Annotated in this window: 10 protein-coding genes; 4 read left to right on the top strand and 6 right to left on the bottom strand. The window is 52.3% G+C overall.

Going from position 1 to position 13559, the window contains the following annotated elements:
- Positions 1-81: 81 nt before the first annotated feature.
- From NF347_RS06030 to NF347_RS06020, 3 genes are all read right to left on the bottom strand, one after another.
- Complete coding sequence (locus NF347_RS06030) at positions 82-723, bottom strand: MBL fold metallo-hydrolase (protein WP_107034846.1); 642 nt, start codon at positions 721-723, stop codon at positions 82-84.
- Positions 720-1340 (bottom strand): 16S rRNA (guanine(527)-N(7))-methyltransferase RsmG, encoded by a 621-nt coding sequence (gene rsmG, locus NF347_RS06025; RefSeq protein ID WP_107034845.1) that lies wholly within the window; start codon positions 1338-1340, stop codon positions 720-722. Before rsmG ends, NF347_RS06030 begins: the two co-directional genes overlap by 4 nt.
- A 135-nt stretch (positions 1341-1475) precedes the next feature.
- Positions 1476-2369, bottom strand: coding sequence for an META domain-containing protein (locus tag NF347_RS06020; protein ID WP_107681697.1), 894 nt, complete (start codon positions 2367-2369; stop codon positions 1476-1478).
- Between the two features lie 305 nt (positions 2370-2674).
- Here NF347_RS06020 and NF347_RS06015 point away from each other — a divergent pair, with 305 nt between their 5' ends.
- The 4 genes from NF347_RS06015 to NF347_RS06000 all read left to right on the top strand — a co-directional run bounded on the left by NF347_RS06015 (position 2675) and on the right by NF347_RS06000 (position 6056).
- Complete coding sequence (locus NF347_RS06015) at positions 2675-3280, top strand: chromate transporter (protein WP_107681696.1); 606 nt, start codon at positions 2675-2677, stop codon at positions 3278-3280.
- The gene (locus NF347_RS06010; protein ID WP_107681695.1) at positions 3277-3846 is read left to right on the top strand and encodes a chromate transporter; all 570 of its coding nucleotides are present in this window, start codon (positions 3277-3279) and stop codon (positions 3844-3846) included. Before NF347_RS06015 ends, NF347_RS06010 begins: the two co-directional genes overlap by 4 nt.
- A gap of 160 nt (positions 3847-4006) precedes the next feature.
- Positions 4007-4747: an ATP-grasp domain-containing protein gene (locus tag NF347_RS06005; protein ID WP_161553857.1), complete on the top strand. Its 741-nt coding sequence runs from the start codon at positions 4007-4009 to the stop codon at positions 4745-4747.
- Complete coding sequence (locus NF347_RS06000) at positions 4737-6056, top strand: bifunctional folylpolyglutamate synthase/dihydrofolate synthase (protein WP_107034840.1); 1320 nt, start codon at positions 4737-4739, stop codon at positions 6054-6056. The genes NF347_RS06005 and NF347_RS06000 overlap by 11 nt, the downstream gene beginning before the upstream one ends.
- Positions 6057-6152: 96 nt before the next feature.
- On the opposite strand, the gene NF347_RS05995 is transcribed toward NF347_RS06000, so the two are convergent.
- The 3 genes from NF347_RS05995 to NF347_RS05985 all read right to left on the bottom strand — a co-directional run bounded on the left by NF347_RS05995 (position 6153) and on the right by NF347_RS05985 (position 13435).
- Complete coding sequence (locus tag NF347_RS05995; protein ID WP_107034839.1) at positions 6153-6527, bottom strand: Rid family detoxifying hydrolase; 375 nt, start codon at positions 6525-6527, stop codon at positions 6153-6155.
- Entirely contained in the window at positions 6524-7891 is a 1368-nt protein-coding gene (locus NF347_RS05990) for a YihY/virulence factor BrkB family protein (protein WP_107034838.1), read from the bottom strand. The genes NF347_RS05995 and NF347_RS05990 overlap by 4 nt, the downstream gene beginning before the upstream one ends.
- Before the next feature lie 69 nt (positions 7892-7960).
- Positions 7961-13435, bottom strand: a complete 5475-nt coding sequence (locus tag NF347_RS05985) for an alpha-2-macroglobulin family protein (protein ID WP_161953370.1) — start codon at positions 13433-13435, stop codon at positions 7961-7963.
- Positions 13436-13559 lie beyond the last annotated feature (124 nt).

Here is a 13559-nt window from a genome sequence, read left to right as displayed (position 1 = left end):
GAACATAAAACCAATGCCCCGTGATTTCCGGCAAAGATATCACGGGGCATTGTTTATATCATCGATGAGAAATAATGACTGTCAAAGAAAAGGATTGGAGTTGATCTCACGCGCAATGGTTGTCGACGGCCCGTGACCGGGATAAACCATGGTGTCTGGCGGTAGTGTCAGAAGCCCCGACCGTATAGACCGGATTAGTGTGGCATGATCCCCTCCGGCCAGATCGGTGCGGCCGATGCTGCCGTTGAAAAGCGCGTCGCCTGTCACGACAAATCCTCCTTCGGGAGAGTACAGGGCTATGGAGCCGGGTGAATGCCCGGGTACTTCGATCACGTCAAGCCATTGCTTGCCGAGATAGATTTTGTCGCCCATGTTCACTTCTATATTGATCTTCACCGGTGTGTCGTGCGCTCCCTGCAGATGGAATGCACGAGCCTGTGCGGCCCGCATCTTTCCAAGCGGTGCATCGGCTCGGTGGGCTGTAAGGCCTACATGATATGTTGCCTCGACATATTCGTTGCCCATTGTGTGATCGATATGAAGGTGAGTGTCGATAAGCCTGACAATATCAAGCCGGTTGTCGCTTACAAAACGTGAGAATTCCTCGCACTCGGCAGGATTGGACATGCCCGGATCCACAACGGCTGTATGGAGTGTCAGCTCATCCCATATAAGATAAGTGTTGACTCCGAAAAGATTGAATTCAAAGCTATGGATTTTCATATTCTTACGTATAGAAGCTTTTTGGCAGAGAAGTATTCCTCGTCAAACCAGTCGGATACCGGCACCTCAAGCACCGGCCGCCGAGTGGCGTCGATCTCCGTTTTCAGATCGCCCCCTTTTAGGCATATCAGCCCGTCGGGAAGCGTAGAGCGGTCGTTATGCGCTATGTTTTTGGTGACGAGCGGCACAAGCTGGTCAAGGGTCATTACGGCGCGGCTGACAACGAAATCGAATTTCTCACGGCATTCGCCGATATCACCATGCTGTATGCTGACATTCGTCAGACCGATAGCATCGGCCACCGCCTGCGCCACACGAAGCTTCTTCCCGATGCGATCAATAAGGTGGAAATGACAGTCGGGCCACATGATGGCCAACGGTATGCCGGGGAAGCCTCCACCGCAGCCCATATCAAGCAATCGTGATCCGGAAGCCGGAGTCATGAACTTTGCTATCGCAAGAGAATGCAGCACGTGATGCACATACAGGTTGTCAATATCCTTGCGGGATATGACATTGATTTTTGCATTCCAGTCGGAATACAGAGTACCCAGCGCGGCAAAACGCTCGCGCTGGGTTTGTGTCAGCTCAGGGAAATATCTGATTATTTCCTCCATTGTGTTTTCAGTTATGTGTGATTCGTTTTAAGCTGATATAGCTGTGGTTAGTGTGGTCTGAATACGGACTGCAATGTCGTTTTGATTTGATCGTGCAGATTACTGCACAAACCTTATGATCGCTGTGCTGGGCCTTTATTGCTTCGGCAGATTGAGTCTGGTCAGTTGCATCATCACCTGTCCATGATCGTCCTTGAGCAGAGCGGTGTCCTTGTCCTTGCCGGGGATGGCCGTTTCAACCTGTTCGAGCACCACAAGGAATTTCTGCTCGCGCTCCATGTCAGGACAGGCCATGCGGGTCGTGGCCAGATTGGAGAATTGCAGCGAATTCTGTTTTGCGGGGTCTACGAATATCGATCCGTTGAGGATGTTACACCCTGTGTTGCCGTGAACCTTCAGTTCAGGAAGGTCGATGACCATCTGCATTTCGGCGTCGGCAGGGATGTTTTTGCCGTCGAGCACGCTTACACGCCATGCCCCGTTGAGAAATGTCAGGTCGCTTTTGCGCATTGTCATAGTAGTGGAATCAGAGGCGTTTTTCAGATAAAGGATATAGTCATTTGAAATTTTCTCGATTTTGAAGTGAGCCATCGAATTGAGCGCCGTGCCGATTCCAAGCTCATACTTCGCATCGGCACAATATCTCATCGTCGACAGAAAGTCGTTGACCGGACGGATATCTCCCTTCGGGGTGACAGCTACACGGCCGTTGAGATAATTGCATCCGTCATTGACATACAGCTTCATTTCAAATGGATTGACCGCCGTGGTGTCAAAAATAAGATACGGACGCTCTTCACCGGTCACTTCCATCCCACCGACGTTGGCTATGGTCCATTCGCCGTAAAGCACCCGGTCAATAGCCGCGACGGTCTGTTCGGGAGTCTTGGTTTCCACCACATCAGTCTGCCGGTTGATAGTGGCGGCCGGGGTTTCGGTTTTCTTGAAAACTGAGCATCCCTGTGCTAAAAGACAGAGAGCTGCGCCGGCCAGTATGGCGTTGTTGCGTATGGATTTGTAGTGTGCCATATAAATAATCTGTGAATTAGTTGATGTTTCTGTTTGTTCAAAAGCAACTTACTTAATATAAATGGTGGTAAATAGGAGAAGGTTCACCTCTTCCGTCTACAAAGTTAACATTTTAAGCTAAAATACGCAAAAACTGGTGTCGGTTGCTATAGGTCGATTTATACGAAGGTGCTCTTCAGCCGCAGGATATATTGCTATGTGACTGACTCCCGACTCCTGTTCAGGTCTTATTTGGCCGGTGTGCATGTTGTGAACACAGTGTGCATTGTGTCGTATGGCTTTTTTTGAGTAATTTTGTGGTCATTATGGATAAGGAAAGAGGCATTTTATTGAAACTGTTCCTTACGTTCATGAAGATCGGGGCTTTCACATTTGGAGGTGGATGGGCCATGATCTCGATCATAGAGCGTGAGGTGGTGGATAAGCACAGGTGGCTTGCCAAAGACGAGTTTCTTGACCAGCTTGCGGTGGCACAGTCGCTGCCGGGTATATTGGCTGTCAATATTTCTGTTGCTGTCGGTGATCGTCTGAAGGGGACACGGGGAGCCGTATCGGCTGCATTGGGAACTATATTGCCTTCGTTTTTGATCATTCTGTGTATCGCAATATTTCTTACACCTGATCTTATAAAAAACAATCCGGTGTTAAGCAGTATTTTTGCCGGCATACGTCCGGCGGTAGTGGCACTGATCATAGCTCCGGTGATCACTACGGCAAGGGCGGCGCACATAGGCTGGCGTACGGTCTTGATTCCGGCAGTTGTGGCGTTGTTGATATGGTCGAAATGGCCGGTTGTGTCCAATCCGATCATATTTATAGTGCTTGGCGCAGCGGGCGGGTATATGCACATGAAATTTTCCATGACACGTCTGCGCGGGCGTGAAGACAATGCGAAAGGAGGTGACAGATGATATATCTAAAGCTTATATGGGCATATCTCAAGATCGGTTTGTTCGGGTTCGGCGGAGGATATGCCATGCTTGCGCTCATAGAGCGTGCGATAGTGGGACCGAGATGGATCACATCGCAGATGTTCACCGATATCGTGGCTATATCCCAGATGACTCCAGGGCCGATTGGCATAAATTCGGCCACATATATAGGCTATGTGGCGCCGGGAGTATCCGATCCGGCTTTTGTCGGTCCGTTATGGGGCCTACTCGGATCGCTCACCTGTACTCTTGTAGTCGTTGTGCCGTCGTTTATCCTGACGCTTTATGCTTCGCATTTTATACAGCGTCATAAAGACAGCGCCATTGTCAAGGGTGTGTTTGCCGGATTGCGACCGGTGGTAGTCGGACTGATAGCTTCGGCGGCGTTGTTGCTCATGAATTCAGCCAACTTCGGTTCGACTTCCGCTGATGTGATCAAAAGCGTGGCGATCTGTGTGGCAGCGTTTGTGATGGTGTTTTTCATCAAATGGCACCCGATACTGGTGATATGTCTGGCCGGAATAGCCGGCTATATCATGTTTTGATTTTTTTTGATTGCTCACCGGATTAGAGAGTATGCCTGACGGATTAATTGTTTTCCCAGAGTCCACGCTGACTAAAGCGTCTACTGCGTTTGATTGGTGGCGGGCGGAGGCACAGCGTTGTGGCATAAGATTGGCTGTAGCTTTTGCCGAGCAAATTCAGATGCGTTATGTTGATGGCAATGCATTGACTCTTATTGGCGGACGACAGATCGACACTCCGCGTTTCGCGGTCATGCGCGGATATTTCCGCGACATATCGTGCCATTTCGAGCGTTTAGGCATACCGGCTGTCAACCGTTGGATCTCCATGCAGGAGAGTGCCGATAAGATTCTGACTCATCAGGCGCTTACTGCAGCAGGGCTTCCTACGCCGGTTACGGTTTATCCGGCTTCGGCTCTGAGTTATGATGATGCGTGCGAGGCTATCGGAGCCCGTAGGTTTGTCATCAAGCCGATCGAAGGCTCCTGTGGAGTGAATGTGTTTCTGGTCAATAGCTGCGATGAATATGATCATGCCATCAAGTCAGCCGGATCGGACGCACTGATACAGCACTATGTGAGGTCGAGCAGCGGACGCGACCTGAGGGTCTGGACGGTGGGAGAGCATACGGTCGGGTGTGTGATGCGTCATTCGTCCTCGTCGTTTCGCTCAAATTATGCCCAGGGTGGAAGTGCGAGTGTCTGTGCTCTGTCTGATGACGCGGCACGGATGGCGGTGGCTGCGGCCCGGTGTCTGGGACTTGAGTTTGCCGGTGTGGATCTGCTTTTTACTCCCGAGGGAGGATTCACCGTCTGCGAGGTCAACGGCAATGCCGGATTCCGCACTCTTTCGGCCGTAGATCGCCACTCGCCGATTCTGAGGCGTTTGTTTGAATATATAACTGACAGATATGTGCAATAATATAGAAGAATCATATAGAAGAGTCCTGTCGGAACTCAACGACGGCTATACCGCTTTTCACAAGGTAGGAGCCGTAGCCATTGATCCGGGACTTGATACGACGATGGAACTCGCCCGACGCCTTGGCGACCCGCAGAACGCTTATCGTACAATCCATGTGGGAGGCACAAACGGCAAAGGGTCGGTGGCACATACACTTGCGTCGGTGCTTCAGAGTGCCGGTTATCGTGTGGGACTTTACACTTCGCCGCATCTGCTCGACTTCCGCGAACGCATACGCATCGATGGCAAAATGATAGCGCGCTCGGAGGTAGTGGCCTTTATGGAGCGGTTCAAAAAGGTGGAATACGGCTTTCACCCGTCGTTTTTCGAAGTCTGCACCCTCATGGCATTCTGGTGCTTTGCCAAGGCAGGGGTGGATGTGGCCGTAGTGGAGGTGGGGCTTGGCGGACGCCTTGACAGCACCAACATTATAACTCCGATGCTATCTGTCGTCACCAACATATCGCTTGACCATACAGGGCTCCTCGGAAATACAGAGCCTCTCATAGCTGCCGAAAAAGCCGGGATATTCAAGCCCGGAGTGCCGGCGGTCGTCGGAGAGGCTCAAGGTGAGGTCAGAGCTGTTTTCGAGCGTAAGGCAGCCGAGATTGGAGCACCGTTGGTTTTTGCAGCTGATAGCGATGAGATCAAAGAGGTGTCGGTCGGTAATGAAGGTATGCAATGTTATGATACTGTCGGTTTCGGCCATATAGCATCGCCGCTTACTGGCGAATGTCAGTATCATAATGCATTGACTGTGCTCGAAGCTGTAAAATCGTTGCGTCGGTCGCAGCTCGATATCACTGCCGAGGCAGTCCGGGCGGGGTTCTCGCAGGTCTGCGTTCTTACAGGATTGATGGGTCGGTGGACGATCGTGGATCGGCATCCGTTGACTGTCTGCGACACTGGTCATAATCCCGGCGGATGGATCTACACCGCCCGTCGTCTAAAGACATTTGGTGGTCAGGCAGTCCGTCTGGTGATAGGATTTGTCTCCGACAAGGATGTCGATTCAGTCCTTGGCTTATTGCGTGGTATTCCGCGGCTGCATGTATATGCTTGCCGTCCGTCGGTCGATAGAGCGCTTCCGGCCACGATGCTCGCTGAGAAAGTGAATGATGCCGGACTACAGCTGGCGTCTGTCGACGATGAGGTGTCGCGGGCATATGGCAATGCCGTGGCCGACGCGTCGGAGTCGGATATGATCTTTGTAGGCGGTTCGACTTTCGTTGTAGCCGATTTCCTTGCGTCGCGAGGTCTCGGTTGACGCAGGGTCGATAGATGGTTGTAAAAGTAAACCGACGATGTCGTGTCCAGTGGGGACTATCGTCATCGTCGGTAATGTATCCTGTCAGCGTGGTGGTTATCGCACGGCGATGGTCTCGATCTCGACAAGCACCTGCTTGGGAAGCTCGCGGACAGCGACAGCCGAACGTGCCGGGAACGGAGCGGTGAAGGATTCGGCATAAACCTCATTCATGGCAGTGAAATCAGCCATGTCGGCCAGAAATACTGTAGTCTTGACCACATTGTCGATAGTCAGACCGGCCTCGGCAAGTATTGCTTTGATATTGGCGATTGACTGTGCTGTCTGAGCCTTGATGCCTTCGGGGATCTCACCGGTGGCGGGGTTTACAGGTATCTGTCCGGAGATGAATACCATGTTGCCCAGGTCTATTGCCTGGCTGTAGGGACCGATGGCCGCGGGAGCGGCGGTTGTTGCGATCTGTTTTTTCATTGCTTTGATGGATTTATATTGAGTGAAATGATGTTTGTCGTGTCAGCTGCCGAGATCATCTGATCGGTGACCTCGTCGCAAAATCTGTCGATTGATTCAAACCGTTGGCTGAATTCGGGTATGAAGTCAGATTTACCTTCATGTTGCATTAGTCTGATCACCCGTCCTATAGTCAGTCGGGTGACGTCGACAGCCGGCTGCAGCGGATGTTCGGTTTGTCCCGATCCGTTGTCGATGAAATTGATGAGTCCTATTTTGTGCAGACATTTCACAATCGGGGTGACCAGCGCTACCGGCAGGCCATAGTCGGCTGACAGTTGTCGTGATGTTATTGCCGCCTCGCCTTCGACAAAACGCCGTGAGATGACAGCCATTATCGCTACAGCTACTTTACGTCGGTAGGCGATCGAAATGTTGTCAACATCCTGATAAAAATTAAACTGTCCGGCATTCTGCGACGCATAACACAGCAGAGCGCCGATAAATGTTACCAGCCATACAAGCTGAAGCCAGATCAGCAGCAAAGGCAGGAATGAAAATGATCCGTAGATGGCATTATACTTCGAAACGTACATCTGTCCGCTCACAAACACCCATTGCAGCAACTGGAAGGCTGCACCGACAAACAGGCTTACAATGGCGGCCGGCTTGAACTTCACTTTTGTGTTGGGGATGAACAGATAGCTGACAAGAAAAAACAGACACGTGAATATGTAGCTGCCGAGATCAAGTAGCCAGTTGACTGTCGGTTTGAGAAAATCCACATCGATAAGTTGTTGGAGTGTGGAGGATACAAGCAGCGAAAGGCTTGCCGAACAGATCATGAACACGGGCAGCGTAAGCAGTATGGCCAGATAGTCGGTCATTTTGCGGAACATTGAGCGGCCGCCGCTGAGATTCCATATATGATTGAACGAATCCTCTACATTGCCGAGCAACGATATCAGGGTCCATAGCAGCACTACTACGCCAACGCCGACGAACACTCCTTCGGATGTCTGGGCCAGATATGAGTCGACAAAACGGAATGCAGCCTGCAATGCTGTGTGCTGGGCGGGGAAGAAGCTCAATATCTCGGATTCCATAAGATTCTGAAAGCCGAAACCGCGGGCTATGGCAAACAGCATGGCAAGTGCGGGCACCAGGGCAAGAAGAGTGCGGTAGGTCATCGCACAGGCCTGACTCTGCAGATCGGCATTGAGAAATCCTCTCACAGACAGATTGATGATCTTTGTCAGATGCACTATAGGACGGTCGGCAGTGTCGCGCCATACGCCTACGGTGCAGTAGGTCCACTTGTCAGTGGCCCATCGGGTGATCCGGTCTATAAGGGATCGTTTGCTGCTGTCATCGGCGTTGCCCATATCCTGATGTCGTCGGGTTTTGGTGGATGCAAAGTTAAACAATCTGTGCGAATCATACCAAAAAAACGTTCAGTCCGATCTCTTGACATTGAGCCGCGAGCCGGAGGAGTGGGCTGTCAGTTCCGGAGCGTACTGACTTTGTGCGGTGGCGATTCCCGATGCGTAACTGCCTGCGTTGTTGACCCACATCTCGTAGGTGAGTATGTATGTGCCTTTGCGCAGACGGTCGATGAAAATCCGGGTTTCCGTATCGAGGTTCTCGCGATAAAAACATACACCCTCACTCCATATCGGCTCAGGCAGCTGATCGGCCGGCTCAAGACAAGCCGCGCGCTGGTCGGTGATGGCAAGATAATCTATATCGCGTCCGGCTTTGACAGTGAGAACCACCTTCACGCGGTCACCGTTGTTGAGCTCTGTCACTTCCTTCCATGATCCGTCGGGAGCCATGCGCAGCAGGCGTTTCTCTATCGATAGGCCTTCGCAGGGTCGGGCCTCGATATCCGCTGGAACGGCAGTGTATCGGCTGATGACAGCGCCCCATGCAGGTGTGTCATTGCTGCGTGCAATCGTAAGAGTCGTCCCCTTTGCGGGTAGGCTGGCCCGCAGTGATCCGGTGTATGGCTCCGGAGTCACGGCGATGTCCTTTCGGTCAACGGTTATGGTCACGGATCCAGCCTTTTCAACCCATGCGGGCGATGAGGCGAGCAGCGAGGCTACAATATGGCTTACTGCCGGTGCCGTGCCCCAGTTCATGGCCTGATTCTGTATGATGATCCATTGGCGTATGGGGTCGATCTGAGGTGATTCTGGCGATAGCATACTGTAGGCGAGGAGTGCGCGGGCTGCAGTTAACACATTTCCGCTCCGATAGACGCTGGAGCCGGTCGATGGCCACCACATGCCGAGCTGCGGATTGCTGACTGAATATTCGTCCACCGATTTCATGATTTCCGATGCTACGGCCCGACGGTTGTATGATATCAATAGCAGAGCCGCTTCTATTTTATCCTGTACCGTAAGGCTTTTCCATCGTTCAATCACTGACTGCAAAGTGCGGTCAATAATGCGTTGTCCGTCGGCCGACGGCGTGAAACCGGGAGCAGCCGATGCGAGCATCGCGAACGTGATATCGGTATGTTTCGGATCGGCTGTGAGAGCTTTTGCAGCGCCATACTGGATATATCCCAGAGCGCTGTGGTAAATGGCTTTCAGACGTTTGTCACCTGTAGGGAAATACCCGATGCGGTTGAGTTCGCCGAGTATGGCTGCCACAGCCTCTGTGGCCCATTCCGAAGAGCGTGGATAGAATGTGTTCCATGCCATGCCTCCATCGGTCTGCCGTAATTTTTCAAGCAGTTCTATCGCGTCGTTGTATGCCTGATCGGTCTGCGCCCGGTCGAAGAGCATTGACAGCCGGCGTATACGTTCGGTATCGCTCATCGCTTCCTGTTGCCAGGGGGTGGATTTGAGCAATAATGTTTTCAGGTCGGGGTTGCGTTCAAGCATTGATGTAAGAGTGCTGTCGCTGTCGGCCGACTCGCTCCAGTGTCTGACAGCCTTCGCCACTTCCGGGTATCTGGCCATTATCTTTCTGGCGACAACCGTGGAAAATACTGCGGCTGCGGCGTCAGGAGCCGTACGCAAGCCGGGAGTCTGTATTCCGGGCAAGGCTGTGATCACAAACCATAGTGGATTGTCGCAGTAAGTGAGAGTCAGCTTCATGTCTTTTGCCGCCTTGGGCAGTGACATGGAATATACGCTGTCGTCAGGTGCGAGATAAAAGTTGTCGGACTGAACGACCGGCGTCTCGGCAGGCAGAAGCGGTACGATGTTCTGCTGGCCGTCAGAACCGTCGGAAGTTACTGCTCTTGTCCTGAATCCGAGCATCTGTCCCTCCGAAGGAACGGTTATGGTGGATGTGGATTTGACCGACAGCATGGGCTGTATCTCTGTCGTCTGCTCGTGACGGCCGATAACATGTCCGTTGGCAGGATCAAACCACTCATTGATCACTCTTGCTGTTACAGCGTGATCTGAATTGTTGAATACGGCTACTTCTATGTCAGCCTCGTCGCCGTTGCGCAGGAAGCGCGGGGGATTGGGGGTTACCATTATTCGTTTCGAGGCTGTGATGTCGCGGATTTCGGTAGTATGCCGCAGGGATGTGTCGAAACCGGTGGCTATGAATCGCCATGTGGTATTGGCGTCGGGCACAGTGAAAGTGAGAGCCAACAGTCCGTTTTCATCAGTGGTAAGCATCGGGCGGAACATAGCGAGGGCTATCTCCGATGGACGGTATTGTCCGTCGGCATCATTGGTCTTCTGCTCACCTGATTCCGGCGCGCCTGTATCATTGGCTGTCTCATCGTCAGCAAGCATACAATCTTCTGTCACAGCCTCTGCTTTTGCAGCGGTTTTCATTGATTTCATCATTACCGAGCGGGTCATGCCGACTCCTCCGGCAGTCGTCACTGTTTCATATAGGATGCCGTTGCCGGCCGATTCAAAAAACGAACGTCCGTAGGTGTTGAATCCCGGCGCATCGACATTTCTTGTCGGAAGCCATTTGAAGATAGTTTCGGCTGTCGACGAGAAGTTGTCGCCTGTATTGGGCGGTGTCGTCGAAAGCGATTTGCCGCCTGTTTCTTCGAGATGCATTGTCAGCGAGTGAGGAGCGAGCTTGTCAAGCGCGGCATTATACATGTCGACAATGACAGCCTTCTGCTCCGGCGATAGGGCGGTGTCGGCCGGCACGACACGGATGGTCCATTTCTCTTCAGATCCGGGCGTCACTCTGTCGCGGAATGTATCCAGCACAATGCGCAGTCCTTTGGGCGCGGCGGGATTGGTGACGGTGATGTCCTTTACCGTCGAACGGTAATTTCGGGTCGACATAAGGCTTATGGTAGCCCGTTCGATCGATTGGGGGATTTCGGACGGAAGAGTGTGGATGCCGCCGTCGAGAGTCAGCCAGCGTCGCGACATGATGCTGTCGGTGGTCCACACGGTCATAAGCACAAATGACCGGCCGGCTGGAGTGCCGAATACGACCGGCTCTCCGCCTGAATATGATAGCTGAGGCACCCATAGCGGTTCATCGCGCGGTGGCAGAGGATCCGACATGCGGTAGAGGGCTATGTCTGATACCGTCAGAGGAGAGCAGTCCTTCTCCAGCAATGAAAGACGCAATGAGTAGATGCCCGATGTCAGGCCCAGGCCGTCGAGATCCAAAGGCCGGTCGCTTGCCGACTGTCCTGAGGCCACAACGGCTGAATCACGCATGATTTCCCATTGCAGAGTATCGGTAATCTCCTTGCCGTCAGGTCCGGTGATGCGTATGTTCAGATTTGCCGGGCGGTCGATGTTGATATCCGATGGCACAGTCGCCGATATGTGATATGGCATGCCGAGCGTGAACATACGCGATGCAGTCTGTGATTCGGAAGTGGACGATGTGACTGTCACTGTGGCCGAAAGCAGCTCATGACTCAGTTCGGCCGGCGACAGGACTTCGGCAGGTATTACTACCGAAAACGATCCGACGCCGTCGGTCAGGGTGTCGGGAGATGTATAGAAACTGTTGCCGTTGGCACGTCGCCACCATGCCCATCCGATCTTGCTCACCGAGGTTTTGACAGCGGCCCCGGCCAGTGGCATGCCCGAATAGGTGGAAGCGGTGCCGTTTACAGTGACCGCTCCTTTTACAGGAGAGTCTTTAACGATAGCAGTGATTTCGATTTTGAAAGTCGGGAGCTTGTAGTCCGAAACCTCAAAACCGACGTTGCCGATTGTTTGTTTTTCAGCGGTTTCGAATAGTAGCCGGTAGTATCCGGTCAGTTCCCCTTTCGGGATGGTGAAATCTCCGCTTACGCGTCCGAATCGGTCGGTAGTCGAGGTCAGCGTGTCGACTGGCTGTCCGCTGGCGTTGATCATACGGACACTGATCTCACGGTCGGCTATAGTCTGTTTTCTTCCCGGTGTGGTCTTATATACGACACCCATCCAGTTTATCTTGTCGCCTGGACGGTATAAGGCGAGATCTGTAAACCCCTGAACGAAGATCCTCTCGTCCGCTGTACGGTGCTGCGGAATATATAGGTTCAATGGTATTGTATATGCGTCATTGCCCTTTTTTGTCACGATCCGATAGCTTCCGTCGTGTGACAATGCGTCGATCGTAGCCATTCCGTCGGATCCCGTCGCAGCTGTTAGCAACGGAGCCGATGGCCGCTCGTTGTAGCGGTGTCGGTAGACTGCTACGGTTGCATTTTCGGTCGGTTGTCCGTTCACAGGATTCACAACTATGGCAGTCTGTCGGTCAAACGATAATAGACCTGTAGCCATACTTGTGCAATGGATTATTTCATAGCTCTGTTTGTAGGGGCTAACGCCATTGATTTCAGGTACGACGATATAATATCCCGGACTGTTGATTTGGAAGGTGACTGTGGTGTCGCTGCTGAATGGCACCGTACCGTCGAATTTTACCGTCCTGGAATCGATGCGGTTGACCTTGCTGTCGGGCTTCAACCGGAAATACCTGTCGAAAACAAGCATGTCCGGCAGCCGATAGAGCAATATTCTTGCCACGGATGCATTGGACGACTGCACCTTTATCGTGAGATCTTCGCCTGGAGCGCACACTTCCCGTGTGGTGATTGCTACACTTTTGGTTTCTATAAGATGCAGCGAGTTTTTCAGACTGTTGATGTTATAAAATGCAGGATATTCGGCTATGACCTTTTTTAGCTGACCGTAAATCCATTGACGGTCAGTGCTATTGTTGCCGCCTTTGGCTATGGCCTCGAGCGGTATGCATCGCTGTTGGCCGTCAGTGTGATCATAGAGTTCGCGAAGCCGTCGGTAGACTTCGGTCTGCCACTCATCGTATGATGTATCGTTTTGTCGTTCCGACTCGATCATGCGTGTCATGGCCATGACATACGGGGCTGAGCCCGGTGCTGACCATCGGGTGATGTATCCGAGCATATCGTGGGCTTTGTCGCGGCTGCCGATCCGATTGTATATGTCTGCGGCCTGCCAAGACATGAAGTCGAGCAGGGTGGGGTAGTAGAGTTTCTGTTTGCTGTCTGACTTGATTATACCGGAATATGCTCCTGCCGGTTCCTTTGAAAGGCTCTTCGGATCGGCCATGGCTTCATTGATTAGCCGGTCGATCTCGTATCTGAACTGGCGGCCGCTCCATGACGATATATTTTCCGGCAATGGATTCAGCGGCAGATCCCGGGCATCGTATTTCCATCTGTTGGCCGTGAAAAAGTCGGTGTAGACGCGTGCGGTGAGCATGAGCATGATAGAGCGGCAGAAGCGGTCGGTGATGCGTGGCGTCAGGCTGTCGGCCATGATGATAGCCTCTTGGATACTGTCGGGATCAATGGATGTGCGCGCGAGCTGAAGGTTGATATACTGATGTATGACCTCTTTGAAATCCGAGCTGCGTAGTGCTTTGTCGAGCTTGATGCCGGCATTTTTCGCCACCTGGGCCGGGAATGCGAAGTCGGGCTGTCGGTTGTCGTTCATAGCTAAAAGTTGAAGGCTGCAGAGCATCGCAACTGCAGCCGTTATAATGTGTCGGATATTTATCATAGAAGCGTGTAGGTTTATGGTTTCCCCATTAAATCGGTTTGTTGACTGGGATTATGAT

It is taken from the genome of Paramuribaculum intestinale, from assembly GCF_030759015.1.
Lineage (GTDB): Bacteria > Bacteroidota > Bacteroidia > Bacteroidales > Muribaculaceae > Paramuribaculum > Paramuribaculum intestinale.
This window is presented reverse-complemented; position numbering and strand designations above follow the sequence as displayed.

Bases quoted from the DNA above. Each gene is read 5' to 3' on its own strand.
- NF347_RS06030 (WP_107034846.1), bottom strand. From the start codon at position 723: ATGAAAATCCATAGCTTTGAATTCAATCTTTTCGGAGTCAACACTTAT.
- rsmG (WP_107034845.1), bottom strand. From the start codon at position 1,340: ATGGAGGAAATAATCAGATATTTCCCTGAGCTGACACAAACCCAGCGC.
- NF347_RS06020 (WP_107681697.1), bottom strand. From the start codon at position 2,369: ATGGCACACTACAAATCCATACGCAACAACGCCATACTGGCCGGCGCA.
- NF347_RS06015 (WP_107681696.1), top strand. From the start codon at position 2,675: ATGGATAAGGAAAGAGGCATTTTATTGAAACTGTTCCTTACGTTCATG.
- NF347_RS06010 (WP_107681695.1), top strand. From the start codon at position 3,277: ATGATATATCTAAAGCTTATATGGGCATATCTCAAGATCGGTTTGTTC.
- NF347_RS06005 (WP_161553857.1), top strand. From the start codon at position 4,007: ATGCGTTATGTTGATGGCAATGCATTGACTCTTATTGGCGGACGACAG.
- NF347_RS06000 (WP_107034840.1), top strand. From the start codon at position 4,737: ATGTGCAATAATATAGAAGAATCATATAGAAGAGTCCTGTCGGAACTC.
- NF347_RS05995 (WP_107034839.1), bottom strand. From the start codon at position 6,527: ATGAAAAAACAGATCGCAACAACCGCCGCTCCCGCGGCCATCGGTCCC.
- NF347_RS05990 (WP_107034838.1), bottom strand. From the start codon at position 7,891: ATGGGCAACGCCGATGACAGCAGCAAACGATCCCTTATAGACCGGATC.
- NF347_RS05985 (WP_161953370.1), bottom strand. From the start codon at position 13,435: ATGAACGACAACCGACAGCCCGACTTCGCATTCCCGGCCCAGGTGGCG.